Raw genomic sequence first — 18,605 nt, 5'->3', positions numbered from 1 at the left:
AAAGGGTACTTTTAAGTATCGCTAATTAGTGTTAGTGACGCTTAAGGTTTTTAAAATTTGTTCTTCAAAACCTAATAACGCTCTACGTGCGTATTTCACTTTTTTACTAGATTTAAAGTCGTAAGAAACCTCTAGAAACTTTTTATATGGTGTATCGGGCTGAATTACTGACGCATCATTTTTCTTATAATTTTCTTGTATGGGTATGTTTTCGTAATATGTGAAATACTCTGGATGAGTTACAATACCTAATGTAGAGCAATCAAAAGGAATAAATCCACGAATCCCAAAAAGTTTTTCGTTGACTTCCATCCATGGCTGTACAATATTAAATAACCATTGGTCTGCTTCTTGATTTAAATCTAAACTAGCTAAATCTATATTACCAATAAAGGTATACGAACTCGGTTCGTAACCAGCAAACTCTAAAGGCACTTCGCTTTGCAATAATGTGGTCATAGATGCAGTGTCTAATTCGTAGTTATAATCAAATAAATTAAGCTTTCCATGTCCGGGATTAAAAGGTAAATCTGGAGTACGTGCTGCGCACATAACAACGCGTTCTATTTGCGGAATAATATCGGGATGATTTTTAATTAACGTCGCAATATTAGTCATTGGACCAAGCGCTAAAATTGTTAGTTTTTCTTTTTTTAACGCTTGGTATAACGCTCTTGTAGCATCGTTTTCTGTACCTAAATCGTTGGCTAAGTTAGATCCTTTGTAAACTGGGATAGATTTACCTGTGTGGTGCCAATTTAAAATTTTATTTATAACACCGTAACCGTAATCTACATACGTAATATTACTAATGCCTACAATTTCAATATTGGGTTGTTTTAATGCCATTATAAGTGTAATTCCATCATCAACTTCACGCGGACGCACATCGGGCATCCCAATCATTATATCTGTGTCAAACCAAATTTTTGTTTGTGCATTAAGGCTAGTGGTTAATGATATAAGTAATATTAATTTGTAAATTTTCATTCTTATTGTATTATGGATTGATACGCAAATTCTAAAAGCTTGGCTTTGTCTTTTAAATTCATTTGTAAAGGGAGCTGGGCTAAACCAATTAAGCGTCTCATAATTTCTATTCCTATAAAACCATTTAATAGTGATTGATTTAAAGACTTATAATCTGAGTAAGTTGATTGTACTAAATCTATAATAGATTCGGGTTGTTTAGAGATATATAAATGAGCAATAAAAACCCCTAAATCAAATTCTCTAGAACCATAATAACAAAATTCAGGATCTATAATTTTAACGCCATTAGAAGTCGATAGCCAGCTTGCTGGGTAATAATCGCCGTGTAAAAGGTAGCATCCTTTTGCCATGTAGTGTGTGCCTAATTCCTGTACTTTACTTTTTAAAAGAGCATCTGTTTTATAGTTTAAGGCTAAAGATTGTAAACCATCTTGAATACTATCTAAGTCAAATCCGTTATCTATTAAAAAAGGGTAATGAAAAATGTGTTCGTAATTCAATTTACGCATCTCTAAATTTGCAAGTTCATTATCGCTAACTTCTTTTTTAGATTTAGTGTGTAATACATTTAAATAGGCTACCAAAACCAAAGTCTCGTCTTTTGTAAGTATATAACCTGATGTGTACATACTATTAAAATCTGAGGCTTTACCGAGATCTTCTAAGAGTAAAATATTATTAAAAGCATCTAACCCTAGTATTTTAGGCATTTGTTGTTTTAAAGCGTTAACTGAGCTAATTTTTGTGTAAAATTCAGCTTCAGTTAAAACACGTTTTTCTGGAGCTTTTATTTGCGGATATTTTTCAACATAGCCGCGAGATTGTTTTATAATAAAAGTGCCTAACTTAGTGGTTACACGTAATACATAATTCATATTACCTTCACCAGCTTTGGTTAAAGATAAAATGTAATCGTCGTTAGATAACCATTGATTATCTTTTAAGTAATGCGCTAATTTTTCTGGTGCATTAGCATCTAATATAAACATATTTAACTATTTTTCTTCTGTTCCTTTTTTAGGGTTAAAATTATAAGCGCGAATCAAAAGTATTTAAAATTTTAAAGTATAAAGTAATTAAAGTTATATGGTGTATTTTAATATTTTAAATCATCAATTTACAGCTGTTAAAATAAAGGCTTGTATTATAGACGTAAGTGTATTATATACCTAACACTATTAAAATATTTATACCATATTTAGACTTAAATTTTTAAAGAACTTTATAATTCAATGAAAAAAACAGAGCTGTTCATGTTAGTATTTTACATTTTAATCGTCTTTATAGTATAAATTATAAATAGATAATAATAGAGATGAAACTTTCCTTTTTAATTGTATTACTAATTCCTATAATGGGTTGGGCCAATCGGCAGCCTACTTATAATAAACATAATGATAGTTTAGTCCACTACAATAATAATTTAGATTTATCTAGAGTTGTAAATCATGAATTATGGGATGCATTAGTTTCTAAATACGTGTCTACAGAAGGAAATGTAGATTATAAGGGGTTTAAAACTGAAGAAAATGTGTTACAGGCGTATTTGAAAATTTTAAAAGATAATGCGCCAACTAGTACATGGACTAAAGAAGAAACTTTAGCCTATTGGATTAATGCCTATAATGCATTTACCATACAGTTAATTCTAAATAATTATCCGCTAAACAGTATATTAGATATTAAAGATCCATGGGATATAGCTTTTATTGAAATTGCAGATACCATGTATAGTTTAGGAGATATTGAACATAAAATTTTGCGTAAAATGAACGAGCCTAGAATTCATTTTGCTATAAACTGTGCATCATATTCGTGTCCTAATTTATTGAATAAAGCCTATAGAGCAGCGTCTTTAGAAACACAATTAGATGTGGCTGCAACTAAATTTATAAATGATACTTCTAAAAATACACTCACAAAGCATACTGCTGAAATTTCGAAAATATTTGAATGGTTTGCAGAAGATTTTCAGGCTTATGGTAGCATAATTAATTTTCTTAATATGTACAGTACAACTAAAATTGAAAAAGACGCTACAGTTTCATATAAAGACTATAATTGGAATTTGAATATATAGACTGATTTGTGTAATAAGATTTTTTTAGTGTAGTTTCAAATAGGAAAAATTAGTGATGGATTTTTAATGTTCTATAACCATAAAAGGCTATTATGCAAAAGCATATAAAAGGTAAAATAAATGAAAAATTAACTCCTGGTAAGGGGCCGATTTTTTCAATATCAATAAGTAAACCTTGTAAAATAGGCATTAAAGCACCACCAACAATAGCCATGACTAAGCCAGCTGCACCTAATGCAGAATCTTCTTCGCTTAAATCATGTAAAGCTATACCATATATAGTTGGAAACATTAACGACATGAAAGCCGATGTGGCTACAAGTAAATATAAACCGGTAATACCTTCAATTAAGATTACTCCAGACATTGTAAACATAGCGCATATTGCAAAAATTAGAAGTAATTTTCTAGAGTTTATGTATTTCATTAAAAACGTACTTATAAACCGACTTCCTAAAAATATAGACATGGCTAAGATGTTGTAATTTTGGGCATCGGCTTTAGAAATTCCTAGGTGTCCTGCATATTGTATTATAAATGTCCAACACATAATTTGAGCGGCTACGTAAAATAATTGGGCAATTACACCTTCTTTATATTTTCCATTTTTAAACAATCTTTTAAAAGACGATTTAGCACTCGAATAATTATTTTGATTATGTGTTTGTGGCATTTTAGTAACGGCTATAACAACTAACATAGCTATTACTACAAAACCTAAAATAACATATGGGTTTCTAATGATGGCTAAATCGTGTGTACGTACTACAGCTTTTTGAGTTTCTGATAAAGTGGTGAAAATTATTTCGCCCATTTCGTTTCTTTTATCGGAATCTAGAGCCACTAAAATAAATTTAGAAGCGACAAACATTCCAAAAAGCGAACCGATAGGATTGAATGATTGTGCTAAATTTAAACGCTGTGTAGCTGTTTTGGCATCTCCCATAGATAAGATGTAAGGATTGGCAGTAGTTTCTAGAAAAGCCAATCCGAATGTTAAGATGTAGAGGGACCCTAAAAAGAATCCGAAAACTTCATATTTTGCAGCAGGAAAAAATAATAAAGCACCAAATGCATAAAGCGATAACCCCAAAAGAATACCTTTTTTATACGAATATTTTCTTACAAATAAAGCCGCAGGAATGGCCATAGTAGCATATCCTCCGTAAAATGCCAACTGTACTAATGCTGCTTTAGCCGTAGATATTTCCATAACTGTTGCAAAGGCAGCAACCATTGGGTTTGTAATATCGTTTGCAAAACCCCATAGCGCAAATAAAGATGTGATAAGAATAAATGGAATGAGATTTTTCTTAGGAACAATTGGAGGATTTTCTATTGTATTCATGGTTAGTTTAGGTGTAATAATAGATGTAAATTCTATGTTGTTTTAACAAGTCTGTTTATATTTTATTTTACCGAGTAATGTGGGGTTAAATAGTAAAATATACCAATTAAAATGATGAATTTAAACTGCAGTTTTTTAGTTTGATATTGTAAGTTAAATAAATCAAGTTGAAATGAGAGAATCTATTTCAACTTGATTAAAAAAATGAAACATGATTTTTATCTACTATCATCTATACTGAGCATAAATCACTTTGGCTTGTAGGTATTCCTCCATACCGTGTTTTCCATCTGCTCCACCTATACCAGATTTTTTCCAACCAGCATGAAACCCTTGAATCGCTTCAAAATGTTCTCTATTTATATATGTTTCTCCATATTGTAATTCTTCTGCTGCATGCATCACTTTATTGAAGTTTTCAGAAAAGATTGAAGACGTTAAACCAAATTCACAATCATTTGCTAAAGCAATAGCTTCATCTAAAGTACTAAATTTCATTACAGGAAGTACAGGTCCAAAAACCTCTTCTTGAATGATTTGCATGTGTTGTTTTACATTTGTTAATAATGTAGGTTGGTAAAAATAGCCTTTATCAAATTCAGACATTTTAGAGCCTCCTACAACTACTTCTGCACCTTCTTTTTTAGCGTATTCTACCATTTCAGTAACTTTATCTAATTGGTCTTTAGATACTAAAGCACTCATGTCTGGATTGTTTTTTGAAAAGGCATCTTCTACTTTAAGCGATTTCATTTTTTTAGCAACCATGTCTAGAAATTGATCGTGAATAGACTCTTCAATATATAATCGTTCTGCACAATTACATACCTGACCGCTATACGTAATTCTAGAAGTTACTACTGCATTAACAGCCAGTTCTAAATTAGCATCTGCACAAACAATAGCTGGCGCTTTACCACCTAACTCTAGAGATACTTTAGTTATATTTTTAGAAGCGGCTTCCATTACCATTTGTCCGGCACCCACGCTTCCTGTTAAACTTATTATTCCTGTAATAGGACTTTTAGAAAGGGCATTTCCTACTATGCTACCTTTACCACATACATAGTTTAAAACTCCAGCAGGTAGATTAATTTGTTCAATGAGTTTAGCAAATGCCATTACCGTATTAGGAGCAATAGAACTTGGATTTATTACACAGGTATTACCAGTAATTAAAGATCCAGCAACTTTTCTTGCCATTACAAAAAATGGAAAATTCCATGGTAATATTCCAACCGCAACCCCAATAGGCGCTTTATGTAAAAAAATATGTTCTTTACTACGGTCACTTTGTATTATTTCACCTTCTATACGTCTAGCAAAGCCGGCATAATAATCAAAATAATCTGCTGTAACATCTATTTCAACTTGAGCTAAACTCATCACTTTAGCTTGTTCTGCTGCTAAAGTCTCGGCAAGTTCAATACGATTTTCTCGAATAACCTCGGCCATTTTAATTAAATAATTAGCACGCTGAATTGCTGGAAGTGATTTCCAAGCGTGTTGAGCTGCTTGAGCTGCTTCTAGTGCTAAATCTGCGTCTTTAACGCTACCAACTGGCATTAACGATAAAACGTCTTCGGTACATGGATTTAAAATCTCAATAACATCTGTAGAAGTAGATTCTACAAAAGCTCCGTTAATAAACTGTTTAAATGGTTTCATAATTTCTTTTAAATTTAGTTGTCGTAAACATGAATAAACTTGGCAATTTCATGTTTAAGTGTTTGTTTTTAACCTGAAAAATACTTTCTTCTAATATCTATTTTTGGAAATAGATTTATAGGTGTAGAATGAAAGTTGTTTGTGTTTATCAAACTTAAAAATATAAGCGCTAATTTTTTTTATCCATAAATGTCTATTTTATGTATAATTTAAACATTTGTGGGTTTTGTTTTATACTTTTTTATAAATGTTTAGATTAAATTTAAGTTTTTATCCAACTCGCGGTGTGTTTTAACAAAAAGTAAAAATCTCCACACCTAATTTTTTTATTTATGAATATGGTTTTATTTTGATGAGTATTGTACTTAATTATAAAAAGTATACGTGTTTAATTGGTAAAATTTTAAGGTTGTAAAATGTGTTTGTTTTAAACGAGTGAGTTACTAGGATATATTTTGAAAACTAAATAAAAGAAAATAAGGAGAGTCTTGTTTATGAATAATTTAATTATATGAAAAATATGGAGACGTATTGTTTATTAAGTATAACGTCCAGATTTGTAAACGGCAGGTGTAAGTCCAGTAACCGATTTAAAAACTCTAGAAAAGTGATAACGGTCTGAAAAACCCAAAACATAAGCAACTTCTTCAATTGATTTATTGGTATGTTCAAAAAGCTCGCACGATTTGGCAATTTTTCTATTCTGAATAAAGTTATGTAGTGTAACATGCATTTCACTTTTAAATAAGCGAGCAAAAGAATTTGGGGCCATGTTGATTAAATCAGACATGTCTGTGTTTTTTAATTTCTTTTCAATATTCGCTTCTACATACCTAATAACTTTAAGTACGCGCTCATCTATAATGGTCGTTTTCCACAATTCTGGTCCTATGTTGGTAAGGGCTTCTTTTATAAATGCTTGAAGTTTTAAATTGAAAGTGAGTTTAAAATTTTTATTCTCAATTTTTAAACGTTCGGTTAAATATTCTAAACGCTCTTTTAAATATATGGTCATTTCTATTTTTAAAATTCCAGGATATACACTATCAAAAGGGACACCTAAATTAAAATGGACAAAAAAATGTATTAAGGATTCATTACTATAATCGCTTTCATTTATGTTGCTAGTAAATTGTTTTCCTGAGACGTGAATTCCAGTAGTATATCTGTGATTCTTTTTGAATTGAGATGAAAAGGATGTAAATGGAGGAATAATATAGATGTGATCTGCATCCATGTCATAAACCGTATTTTGGTGTATTAACTGTCCGCCAGAATTTTTATTCCAATACAGTCTCCAAAACGGAAATACCATGTCATGACAATCCCATAAATCTAGCAACCAATATCTGCAACACATGAGCCTTAATCTCAGGTCAATAAAATTTTGGTTGTTAGTAGAAGGATCTCCTAAAGCGATGTCTTTTACAAACTTCATAATTCAATAATGTTTGAATTAGATACGAAAATACAGATTTTGAATATTTATTTGAAGTAGTTAGGCCACTATTTTTGTAGTATAAACATTATTCAAACACTATGAAAACTTTAAAACTTTCAATAGAGGTAGAAGCTGAATTACAAAAAGTGTCTACTGTAGCAAGTTACTTGTGGCAAAGAGAATGGGCAGAACGGAATGCTGGAAATATTTCTATGAATTTAACTTCATTTTTTTCTAAAGAAGATGTTCAAGGAATAGGGGAAGAGGTGCCTTTTGATTTTCCTAAAGAAGCAGGAGGGTTTGTTTTATACATTACTGGTACGGGATGTTATCTGCGAGATTTAGTTGATAAATTAGAAGAAGTATCTTGTATACTTTATATCAATGAAGCGGCAAAAGCATACTCTATTATTTGGGGAGGTAACAGACCCAATTTTGGACCAACGTGCGAATTAATATCTCATGCAAGTATTCATTTGTTTAACTCACAGCACCATCCAGAAAATTTAGCAGTAGTACACACGCATCCTTTAGAACTTATTTGTATGAGTCACCATGAACTATTTAATGATGAAGAAGAATTAAATAGACAAATTTGGATGATGTGTCCTGAAGTTAAAGTATTCGTTCCAAAAGGAATTCACTGTACGCCTTATGCTTTGTCTAGTACAGCTGCATTAGCAAAAGTAACTATAGATGCATTTAAAACTAGAAATATCTCACTTTGGGAAAAGCACGGAGCTACAGCAACAGCACCAGATGTTATGAAGGCATGGGACTTTTTAGATGTTGCAAATAAAGGCGCAAAATTATTAATGATGTGTTGGGCTGCAGGTTTTAAACCAGCAGGTTTGTCAGATGCACAATTAACCGAATTAGAGCAATTCACATAATATAAAAGCATTATAGAAATGAGTAGATTAATAGGTAGATTACCAAAAGTAGGTATTCGTCCAACAATTGATGGGCGAGAACTAGGTGTGAGAGAATCTTTAGAGGTTCAAACTATGGATATGGCAAAAGCTGCCGCAAAACTTATAGAGGAGACATTGCGTTTTCCAAGTGGTGAAAAAGTAGAATGTGTAATTGCAGATACCACTATTGGAGGTGTGGCAGATGCTGCTGCTTGTGCAGATAAATTTAAAAAAGAAGGTGTAGAAGTATCTCTATCTGTAACACCTTGTTGGTGTTATGGAACAGAAGTTATGGATACAGATCCTTTAATACCAAAGGCTGTATGGGGATTTAACGGTACTGAGCGCCCAGGTGCAGTGTATTTGGCGGCTGCTTTAGCAGGGTATTCTCAAAAAGGATTACCAGCTTTTGGCATCTATGGTAAAGAAGTTCAAGATGGTGGAGATACATCTATCCCAGACGATGTTGCAGAAAAGATTTTACGTTTTACAAAAGGTGCACTTGCTGTAGCTCAAATGAAAGGAAAATCATATTTATCTATAGGTTATAGTTCTATGGGAATTGCAGGATCTATGGTAGATGTTAATTTTCTGCAAGATTATTTAGGCGTTCGAGCAGAATTTGTAGAATCTGTAGAGTTATTAAGACGTATTGAAAATAATATTTTTGATCAGGATGAGTATGAAAAAGCCTTAGCCTGGACTAAAGAACATTGCAAGGAAGGTGAAGACAGAAACAGTCCGGAACAACAAAAATCGCGTGAGCAAAAAGATGCAGAATGGGAAAAAGTTGTTAAAATGACTTTAATCTGTAAAGATTTAATGAATGGAAATCCGAAGTTGAAAGCTATGGGCTTTGGCGAAGAGTCTAAAGGACGTAACGCGATTATGGGAGGTTTTCAAGGGCAACGTCAATGGACAGACTACCAACCTAATGCCGATTTTACAGAATCTATTTTAAATTCATCCTTCGATTGGAATGGAATTCGTCAAGCGTATGTGTTTGCAACAGAAAACGACTGTTTAAATGCCATATCTATGTTATTTGGTCACTTATTGACCAATAAAGCACAATTATTCTCAGATGTACGTACATATTGGAGTCCAGAATCTGTAGAACGTGTAACAAGTAAAAAATTAACTGGACTTGCAGAACATGGTATCATTCACCTAATTAATTCGGGGTCTACAACATTAGATGCTACAGCACAACAATTAGATGCAGAAGGAAATCCAACAATGAAACCATTTTGGGATATTACCGAAGAAGATGTGCAGCGTTGTTTAGACAATACAAAATGGCCGCCTGCAACTTCAGAATATTTTAGAGGAGGCGGATTTTCGTCTCAATTTTTAACAAAAGGAACTATGCCGCTAACTATGTGTCGTGTTAATCTTGTAAAAGGAATTGGACCTGTATTACAAATTGCAGAAGGGTGGAGCGTAGAGTTACCAGAAGATATACATACCGTATTAGACGATCGTACAGATCCTACATGGCCAACAACATGGTTTGTACCAAGAACTACAGGTCAAGGTGCATTTAAAGATGTGTATACAGTTATGGCAAAATGGGGCGCAAACCACGGAGCTATTACTCATGGACATATTGGAGCCGATTTAATTTCGCTAGCGGCTATGTTACGTATACCTGTAAATATGCATAACGTAGATGAAAATGATGTATTCAGACCAAGTGCATGGTCGGCTTTTGGAGAGCAGTTAGAAGGTGCAGATTATAGAGCATGTAAAAACTACGGCCCATTATACGGGTTTAAACACTAAAAACATTTAACTATAACAGTATGCAAACCTACACTTTTGTTTACCTGTACAGTTAAATATTAAGACCACTTTTTATAAAAATTGATAAAGATTATCCCTCTAATAGCATAATAACTATTGGAGGGAAGGCTTTATCTATCTAAAATATTCCAAATCAAAACATGAATTTTACCCATTTTTAAGATTGAAAATAGGTGATATGTTTTATTAATAAGACTTCCCAAGATTGGGATAATACACAATAAATCTAGAGCCCATGAAAAATGTTATAGCTATTATAGACATAGGAAAGACCAATAAAAAGATTTTTTTATTTGATGAAGATTTTCAGGTTGTATCTGAAAAGAGTATTCAGTTTGAAGAGATTAAAGATGATGATGGATTTTGTTGTGATGATATTGAAGCCATTGAACGTTGGATTAAAAACGGAATCATACAAATTCAGAAAGAAGGCCTGTATCGTATTAAAGCTATAAACTTCTCTACACATGGAGCATCGTTAGTTTATTTAAATAAAGAGGGTAAACGTATAACACCGTTATATAATTATTTAAAACCTTTAAATTTAGATGATTATTTAGGGTTTTATGCTTCTCAAGGAGGTGTAGAAGAATTCTCTAGAAAAACAGCATCTCCAGCTTATGGAATGCTTAATACTGGAATTCAGATGTTGTCGCTTAAGCGAAATAAACCTGAAATTTGGAAGCAAGTCCATGAGGTTTTGCATTACCCACAGTATTTAAGTTACTTATTTACTCATAAAATTACGGCAGATTTTACATCTGTCGGTGCACATACTGCAACATGGGATTTCGACCAGATGCAGTATCATAAATGGTTAGAAGAAGAAGGAATTTCGTTACCAGAACCTTGTAAGGGTAACGAGGCTGTATATGCAGATATAAATGGTAAACGCGTAGCTGTTGGTACTGGTTTACACGATAGTTCCTCATCAATTATTCCGTTGTTAGAAAAAGAAAAGCGCAAAAATTTTGTTCTCTTATCTACAGGAACTTGGATTATAGCCATGAATCCGTTTAGTAAAGAAACCTTAACACAACATCAACTAAAAAATAACTGTTTGTGTTTTATGACTCCTGAAAAACAACAAGTAAAATCGTCTATGCAGTTTTTAGGACGTATTCACGAAGTATATATAAAAGCATTAAGCGAATATTTTAAAATTGATATTAATACCCATCAAAATTTAGAAGTAAATGAGACGCTCTGTCAAGATCTCATCCAAAGCAATACTCGTGTATTTCTGTCTGATGGTATTGATACAGATTTTGATGCACATCCAGAACTTTTGTCTCAATTTCAGACTTACGAGAGTGCTTATTATCAGTTAATTTTTGAAATAAGTAAAAAAGTTATTCTAGCTATAGAGTTAATTTCTGATAAAAATGCTAAACTAAAAGATGTGTACATATCGGGAGGATTTAATAGAAATAAAATATTTATCAAATTTTTAGAATTATTAAAACCTAGTATCTCCATAAAGATTTCGGATTGTAAAAACGAAAGTGCTTTAGGTGCTGCCTTACTGATGAAAAATTATCTAAAATAAAAAATTATGTTACAAAGTAGAAGAATTTATTTACCGCCATTAAGTTTAATTGGACCAGGTTCATTACAGGATTTAGGAGAAGAACTAAAGCAGTTACCCTATAAAAGGGCGCTTTTTGTAACAGATAAAATACTTGTAGATATTGGTGTAGCACAAAACGTAATAGATGTTTTTGATACTGCATGTCTTGAATATGTGCTTTTTGATAATGTACAACCCAATCCTACTGTTAGGAATGTAAATAACGGATTGAAATTACTACAAGAAAATAATTGTGATGTTATTATTACCCTTGGAGGAGGGTCTCCTCAAGATTGTGGTAAAGCCATCGGAATTTTAGCAACAAACGGAGGGGAGATTAATGAGTATGATGGTATTAATAAATCAGAAAAAGCATCGTTACCAATCATAGCTATAAACACAACAGCAGGAACAGCAAGTGAAGTCACAATTAATTATGTAATTACTGATGTTGATCGTCATATTAAAATGGTAATGGTCGATAAAAACTGTTTAGTATCTATTGCCGTAAACGATCCAGAATTAATGTTAGGTAAACCTGCTTCACTAACGGCAGCAACAGGAATGGATGCCTTAACACATGCTATAGAATCGTATGTTTGTAATGGTGCCTTTCACTGGTCTGATGCATTAGCTTTAGAAGCCATTAAACTGATTGCATCTAGTTTAGAAGAGGTTGTGAAAAATGGTGGAAATTTAGAAGCGCGTAGTAAAATGGCATGGGGTCAATTTATCGCTGGACAATCTTTTTCTAATGCAGGTTTAGGCTTTGTACACTCACTTGCTCACCAACTAGGAGGGATGTATGATATGCCACATGGTGTGGCGAATGCTATTTTATTACCACATGTAGAGCGTTTTAATATTCCAGCCTGTACACATAAACTTAAAAAAGTAGCGCGAGCAATGGGTGTTGAGGTGAATAATAAAAATGATTTAGAAGGGGCTAATGCTGCTATAAAAGCTATTGAAAAACTTTCTAAAGCAGTAGGTATTCCGTGTGGTTTAAAAGAATTAGGTGTTAAAGAAGAAGATTTTGAGCTTATGTCACAACATGCATTAGAAGATGTTTGTACTGGTGGAAATCCAAGATCGGTAACGTTGGAAGATGCTATCGCTATTTATAAAGCCGCTATGTAAATTGTATTGAAACACTAACAGTAAAACTAAAACGTATATGTGAACTCACGATTTTTATAATTAGATTACATAAATATGAAAAGCTTACAAAATCAAATTATTGTTTTTGTAAGCTTTTTTATTAAAATTTATCCTATTTCTAATTGACTATCTGAAAATCTTCTTAATTAGCAATGTGTGTTTTGTTAATCACTTACATGGGGTTTTTAATCCGTTTGGCATTTGGTCCCTTCCTTTAATGGAAGTATCTACTTGTGTTGCTTGATATATGTTTACTTCAAGTATCCCCCCCCGTTTCTTTATTTACTTGAATTTAGAAGTCGCTGTACTCTTTAAATTATTTTTTATATTTATAATCTTATTTTTTTAAGTCCTAATAAACTTATATGTTGGTTTATTCATTTATTACATTATCTAGATTCAGACTTTTAATATCTGAAATTCCCCCGCTAATGCTATGCTTACTAGCTTTTAGATTATACGTTTTTCCTTTAGTTTTTACAAGTATTCCTGAGTTTGTGGCGTTGATATTGTAAATCTTATACGTAGCATCGTTGTTTTTAAAAGTTAATGTATCTTGAGAGGTGTTAAGTGTAAAGTCATTATTCTGATAAGCGAATGTTATGGGATAAGCGAATTCTACGGTTTCATCGGTTCGCAATAAAGCATAGTTTAAAACACGATTGTTTATATTAAACACGATAACTTTTTTTTGATTTTTGTTTAGTTTAAATGCGAACACTTCCGAAATACCATCTTCTGTAAAATCTATAGTTTTTTCAATATGTTGTTGAGACTTATTGCCTTCCCAAGTTGTTGTAGTTGTCGTGTAATAGGGTGTATTAGTAGCATCTTCTTCAATTTGTAGCATAAGTTTAGGAGTATTATCTATCACTTTAAATGTTGAAAATTGATGCCAGCAACAACCGCTTTTTGTCATGGTAGTAATGGTGTTTGTTTCTGAATTTGTTTGAAACATACCACAATATTCTTGTGCTAAACGGGTGAACTCTGCATTAAACTCTAGCGTCTTTTCACCTTCAATATAAATATTAAAAGACGGACCATGATAACAACTGTTTTGCCCGTCCATAATGGCTAAATCTTTTTTACCATCAAAATTAAAATCTTGATATATTAAAATACTTTGTTCTCCATATGGTAATTCTGAAATATTGGTTTTTACCTCGCCATTACTGTCTAAATTAAACGTAAATTCATCTGAATTCACGACAATAAGTTCTTTCTTAGTTTGTGAATTTATAATTCTGATTTTTCCTTTCTTAAAAACGTCATTTTCATATCCTTTTTCAATAGTTAGAAGTCCACTGTATTTTTCAGAAAATCCTTTTATTACATATTCAGTCTGACCAAATAGTTGGATTGATATTATAAAGATCACTAACGAGAGATAGTTATTCATGGTAAAATTGTCTTTTTTATACAAACGGTTTGTAACTCGTAATGTAGTTCTTTATGAGTTGAGGTCTTAATCTAAATTAAATATAGTATAAAATAAAAAAAGAGCAATCCTCTAAATTGCTCTTTTCTTATAAATGATTTATGATATAATAAACATTAAAGCTGTTTTGATTACTCTACAGTTAAAGTGTATTGAGGTGTTGCATTTAATGGGCAAAAATATACATATTCACCTTTTTGTAAAGTTGTAACGTTACTAGATTCTGTACTGTTATTTTCTACAGCTTTAGTTACATAAGCACTTTTAATGTGGTTGTCTGGTTTAGAAGCATCAGCACCTTTGGGTACTAAAACAAAACCTACTTGTTTGCCTACGTTATTATTAGAAATTTCAAAAATATAATTACCTTCTTTAAGCGTTAAAGCTTTTTGTGTAAACTCGCCTTTAGTTTGTTCTAAAGATACCACTGTTGCTGTTTTTTCTTGTGCATTTCCTGTGAATGTAAAGGTTAATGCGAATACGATTACTGCTATAAATTTTTTCATGTTTTTTTAATTTTTAAAGATTATTATGTATTAAACTGTTTCTAAATTTAAAGGTTGTGCTACTGGAAAATCTACAGGAACTTGAGTAGTACTATGTATGTAGTTAGAAATTGTTTTGTCTCCAACTAAAGAAATAGTATCTATTAAATTTGCTTTACTATAACCTGCATTAAAGTAATTTTCTAACACCGTAGCGTCTGTTTTTCCTCTGTTTTCTGTAATGTTTTTAGCTAATTTCGCTAAAGCGTCTAGTTTGGTATTTACAGAAGAAAATCCAGCTCTTAATTCTAAGATTTGTGCATCTGTAAAACCGTTCATTTTTCCTATAGCAGTGTGTGCAGATAAGCAGTAAATACAATTGTTAACTTGGCTAACAACAAGGTTTACTACTTCTTTTTCTTTGGCTGTTAATGATGTTTTAGAATTGGCAAACGTTAAATAGTTTTCTAATGCCGTATCGCTATGTGCATAGGTTGCATATAAATTAGGGACAAATCCTAAAGTTTTTTCTAGATTGTCGAAAATTACCTGGTTATTTTCGCTTACTTCTGTTTTTAAAGGAATATTAAATGTACTCATGTTTTTACTTTTTTTTTCTGAAACGGATTCAGTTATTATTGTATTTGTGTTGATGTTTTTGTTGATACAAAGTTGTGGGAAATTAAAGTGATTAGGAATGTTTGTTATTCCCTAACACATGTCGTTTTTTCTCTTGTTTAAAAATTGCCTATAAATGGTTTTTCTGCATCACAATAGAAATCATGAATATGTTTTTGCTCGCAATGTGTTTTTGGACTGATAGTGTTTACAGCTGCTTTTCTATTCTGAGTGAATATTTCTATAAGGTTGAATATAGATATGTTTTTTAATCTCATCTTATTATTGTTTTAATATTACAATGCAAAGATGAGATAGAAGCAGTTATAAAAGAATGAAGAATTTGCCCATAGGCTTGTCAATTTTTCCTAACTACTTAAATTTAGTCGTTTTTTGTAATCTGAAGGAGATAATCCGGTATGTTTTTTAAATAATCGGCTTAAATGAGAAGCATCTTCAAAGCCAATATCATAAGCAATTTCTTTAGCTGTTTTATCGGTGTAAATTAATAGACGTTGTGCTTCTAGAACAATACGCTCGTGAATTATCTGTAACGGACTTCTATTTAATTTTGCAAAATTATTAGATAGCGTTTTAGGCGATTTAAAGAGTTTTTCGGCATAAAAAGAAACACTATGTTCTGTTTTAAAATGTTGTTCTACTAAAAAATTAAATTCGCGTAATAAATTTACTTTTAAACTTTTTGGGGTTTCAATCATCCCTTCTTTAGCCTTTAATAAGCGGGTACTTTTAATAATAAAACGAGCCATTAACATGCGTAGCATTTCAGCCTGAATATTATCTTCTGTTTCCAATTCGTCAATAAAAACCTCATGTAAAGTTTCAAATTTATGCTGCTCTGTAGTGTTTAAATGAATTACAGGAATATTTGTATTACCAAAGAATAATATACCTACACAACTTACCTCTTGGTCATGATCTTTTATACAGTAAAACTCTTGGTTAAATTGATATATAGTAATGTCAGATCCATCTATAAACTGCAAGTATTGAATAGGTGTTAAAGCTAGAATGCTATGAGGTTTTAGCTTAAAAGGTACACTGTCTATAACTAAATTTATAGGTTCTGATTTAGCCCAAATAAAAGTGTAATATTCACATTGTTTTGCGCTTTTATAAGCAAGTAAATCGTGCGCGTTACCAATATTAAAAATAGCGTTTGTAGAAAATTCTTTAAAAGTATACATCATAAACACTAAGTCTGATTACTAATTAAAAAATTACAGTCGGACTACTTTTTTTATATAGTAAAACGATATGACTTTAAGCTGCTATTGTAAATTTTAGTGTGTTTTAAACCATATAGTTTTTAAAAATCACCTTTTAAATGTTCAAAATTTTTCACTGTTATTTGTCCCTCTGTGGGGGTAAGGTTTTGCCAAATCCAATTGTAGTGTTTAATTAGATTTTCAGCATTTACATAAGGTCTATCTGCTGTTGTATGCCCATCTTCAACCACAGTAATATTATAGTTTTTTATAAGTGCAGATTGAATTGTTGAAGCCACACAAAAATCTGTTGCACAGCCTGTAATTATTAAATTGTTTATGTTTAGGGCCTTTAAAGTAGCTTCTAAAGTTGTATCATAAAAAGCATCATTGGCACGTTTGTGTATAATAATATCTGTAGTATGTATGGAGAAGGCTTCTAAAATTTCCCAGTTTTGGGTGTGTTTTTCTAATTCACCTGTGCCTGTCCCGTCATGTTGAATATAAATTACAGGTAATTCGCTTGCATGACATAATGTAGTGAGTTTGGTAATGCTATCAATAATGCCTTTAGCGTTATATCTAGGTGTTTTTGGAGTAAACGATCCCTTTTGCATATCAATAATTAATAAGGCAGTGTTGTGGAGCATATGCTAATTTTATACTATTAGATTACATTTAGATGGTTGTAAAACCATAAGCAATATAGTTTTCTAGTGTTTTTTATTTATAACATTGTCTAAGGCAAAGGTGTTATCTTTTATATTATGAATAACGTAAACTGCAAATGCCACATGAACTAATTGTGCGGTGATTACACCCCAATTCTCTACTAAGGTTGATCCGAAAATTAAAGACATTAATACAACTGAAATACCTATAGATGCAACTCTTGTGAATAATCCTAAAATTAAAAGTAATCCAAAGGTAAATTCTGCAAAAGGTAATACATAACTAAAAGGGAGCGTTAAAAACTCTGGCAGCATAGAGTTTTCAAAAGATTTAACAATTCCAGCGCTAAAGGCTTGTAGTTTAGGTAGGCGTACTAAACCGTGTCCAAACATACTTATACCTATAGCAAGTCTTACAATTAAATACGATGTGTTTTGTTGCATATTAAGTTTTTTTAGGTGTTTAAATAATATTTATGGGGCTATACCCTAATTATAATGTAAAATGTCTTAGTCTTTTATTTGTTTAAAATCTTACGCTATCCCAATTATTTTGTTCAATTAACACACTTCTCTTTTATATAATTTGGTTTCAATCACTCAATTTTTTTGATGTATAAATGTACGACTTGTTTCAATTTAGTTTTAGCGGTTTATATGAGATAATAAATATTCCATTTAAAGTAGCCTTAATTTTAAATGGATTTAGTATTTAAGAGGATAAAATCTCTAAGTCATTTTTAATTCTTGGATTTATTTTTTTCAATTCTCGAGCAAAATCAATCTTGTTTTTTGGTGAGATTACTATAATATCAAATTTACCATACGTTAGCTCTAGCCGGTCTAAAGATGGCGCAGGAGACGACATGATGTTAGTTGTCTTTCTAACAGATTTTATTTTTTGTATATCGAAACGTTGGTTGTAAACAAAACCAGATTTTACAATTAGAACCCCAGCGTCTGTAATTGTATATATTGTTGAAAAATTTATATATAAAACGAATAGATAGATGGCTAAAAAGATGCCGCCAACCGAAAGAATTGCTTCAAGTGGTTCGTTTTTATAAATCATAAATACTAACATACTTCCAAATAAGAGTGTTAAAAATAACATGAGTTTATATCCGAATTTAGACTTATAGGTTTTCATTGTGTGTTGTTTTATTGTGCCGAGTTATTA

18 protein-coding genes are annotated in these 18,605 nt (G+C 31.6%); 5 read left to right on the top strand and 13 right to left on the bottom strand.

From position 1 onward, the window contains the following. Positions 1-21 precede the first annotated feature (21 nt). Both FNB79_RS16370 and FNB79_RS16365 read right to left on the bottom strand, forming a co-directional pair. On the bottom strand, positions 22-990 hold the full coding sequence (locus FNB79_RS16370) for a nucleoside hydrolase (protein ID WP_143382384.1): 969 nt from the start codon (positions 988-990) through the stop codon (positions 22-24). Between the two features lie 2 nt (positions 991-992). Next, a complete protein-coding gene (locus tag FNB79_RS16365) occupies positions 993-1,982 on the bottom strand; it encodes a fructosamine kinase family protein (protein WP_143382383.1) in 990 nt (329 codons plus the stop codon). 326 nt (positions 1,983-2,308) lie between these two features. Here FNB79_RS16365 and FNB79_RS16360 point away from each other — a divergent pair, with 326 nt between their 5' ends. Beyond that, on the top strand, positions 2,309-3,073 hold the full coding sequence (locus FNB79_RS16360) for a DUF547 domain-containing protein (protein ID WP_143382382.1): 765 nt from the start codon (positions 2,309-2,311) through the stop codon (positions 3,071-3,073). Between the two features lie 49 nt (positions 3,074-3,122). Here FNB79_RS16360 and fucP read toward each other — a convergent pair whose 3' ends face one another. The 3 genes from fucP to FNB79_RS16345 form a co-directional block, all read right to left on the bottom strand. Next, positions 3,123-4,421: an L-fucose:H+ symporter permease gene (fucP, locus tag FNB79_RS16355; protein WP_143382381.1), complete on the bottom strand. Its 1,299-nt coding sequence runs from the start codon at positions 4,419-4,421 to the stop codon at positions 3,123-3,125. 228 nt (positions 4,422-4,649) lie between these two features. Next, positions 4,650-6,089 carry an aldehyde dehydrogenase gene (gene aldA, locus FNB79_RS16350; RefSeq protein WP_143382380.1) on the bottom strand — a complete coding sequence of 480 codons (1,440 nt, stop codon included), beginning with the start codon at positions 6,087-6,089 and terminating at the stop codon, positions 4,650-4,652. A 538-nt stretch (positions 6,090-6,627) separates the two neighbouring features. Then, the gene (locus FNB79_RS16345) at positions 6,628-7,527 is read right to left on the bottom strand and encodes a helix-turn-helix domain-containing protein (protein ID WP_143382379.1); all 900 of its coding nucleotides are present in this window, start codon (positions 7,525-7,527) and stop codon (positions 6,628-6,630) included. A 101-nt stretch (positions 7,528-7,628) separates the two neighbouring features. Between FNB79_RS16345 and rhaD the strand changes: the two genes are divergently transcribed. The 4 genes from rhaD to FNB79_RS16325 all read left to right on the top strand — a co-directional run bounded on the left by rhaD (position 7,629) and on the right by FNB79_RS16325 (position 12,960). Then, the gene (gene rhaD, locus FNB79_RS16340; protein WP_143382378.1) at positions 7,629-8,423 is read left to right on the top strand and encodes a rhamnulose-1-phosphate aldolase; all 795 of its coding nucleotides are present in this window, start codon (positions 7,629-7,631) and stop codon (positions 8,421-8,423) included. An 18-nt stretch (positions 8,424-8,441) separates the two neighbouring features. Beyond that, positions 8,442-10,229, top strand: a complete 1,788-nt coding sequence (locus FNB79_RS16335) for an L-fucose isomerase (RefSeq protein ID WP_143382377.1) — start codon at positions 8,442-8,444, stop codon at positions 10,227-10,229. Positions 10,230-10,485: 256 nt separating this feature from the next. After that, the gene (locus FNB79_RS16330; RefSeq protein WP_143382376.1) at positions 10,486-11,799 is read left to right on the top strand and encodes an FGGY family carbohydrate kinase; all 1,314 of its coding nucleotides are present in this window, start codon (positions 10,486-10,488) and stop codon (positions 11,797-11,799) included. Positions 11,800-11,805: 6 nt separating this feature from the next. After that, positions 11,806-12,960 carry an iron-containing alcohol dehydrogenase gene (locus FNB79_RS16325; protein ID WP_143382375.1) on the top strand — a complete coding sequence of 385 codons (1,155 nt, stop codon included), beginning with the start codon at positions 11,806-11,808 and terminating at the stop codon, positions 12,958-12,960. A 394-nt stretch (positions 12,961-13,354) separates the two neighbouring features. Here FNB79_RS16325 and FNB79_RS16320 read toward each other — a convergent pair whose 3' ends face one another. From FNB79_RS16320 to FNB79_RS16290, 8 genes are all read right to left on the bottom strand, one after another. Then, the gene (locus FNB79_RS16320; protein ID WP_143382374.1) at positions 13,355-14,383 is read right to left on the bottom strand and encodes an XAC2610-related protein; all 1,029 of its coding nucleotides are present in this window, start codon (positions 14,381-14,383) and stop codon (positions 13,355-13,357) included. Between the two features lie 170 nt (positions 14,384-14,553). Next, positions 14,554-14,928, bottom strand: a complete 375-nt coding sequence (locus tag FNB79_RS16315; RefSeq protein WP_143382373.1) for a cupredoxin domain-containing protein — start codon at positions 14,926-14,928, stop codon at positions 14,554-14,556. A gap of 30 nt (positions 14,929-14,958) precedes the next feature. Then, positions 14,959-15,507, bottom strand: a complete 549-nt coding sequence (locus tag FNB79_RS16310) for a carboxymuconolactone decarboxylase family protein (protein WP_143382372.1) — start codon at positions 15,505-15,507, stop codon at positions 14,959-14,961. A 137-nt stretch (positions 15,508-15,644) separates the two neighbouring features. Continuing rightward, entirely contained in the window at positions 15,645-15,803 is a 159-nt protein-coding gene (locus FNB79_RS17310) for a hypothetical protein (protein ID WP_185967797.1), read from the bottom strand. A 90-nt stretch (positions 15,804-15,893) separates the two neighbouring features. Then, on the bottom strand, positions 15,894-16,736 hold the full coding sequence (locus FNB79_RS16305; RefSeq protein WP_143382371.1) for an AraC family transcriptional regulator: 843 nt from the start codon (positions 16,734-16,736) through the stop codon (positions 15,894-15,896). Between the two features lie 119 nt (positions 16,737-16,855). Next, complete coding sequence (locus FNB79_RS16300) at positions 16,856-17,404, bottom strand: isochorismatase family protein (RefSeq protein WP_143382370.1); 549 nt, start codon at positions 17,402-17,404, stop codon at positions 16,856-16,858. A gap of 63 nt (positions 17,405-17,467) precedes the next feature. Next, a complete protein-coding gene (locus FNB79_RS16295; protein WP_143382369.1) occupies positions 17,468-17,869 on the bottom strand; it encodes a DoxX family membrane protein in 402 nt (133 codons plus the stop codon). A gap of 268 nt (positions 17,870-18,137) precedes the next feature. Beyond that, a complete protein-coding gene (locus tag FNB79_RS16290) occupies positions 18,138-18,575 on the bottom strand; it encodes a PH domain-containing protein (RefSeq protein ID WP_143382368.1) in 438 nt (145 codons plus the stop codon). Positions 18,576-18,605: the final 30 nt, after the last annotated feature.

The sequence above is a fragment of the Formosa sediminum genome (assembly GCF_007197735.1).
Lineage (GTDB): Bacteria > Bacteroidota > Bacteroidia > Flavobacteriales > Flavobacteriaceae > Formosa > Formosa sediminum.
Note: the sequence above shows the minus strand (reverse complement) of the source record. Positions and strands in the feature narration are given on the sequence as shown.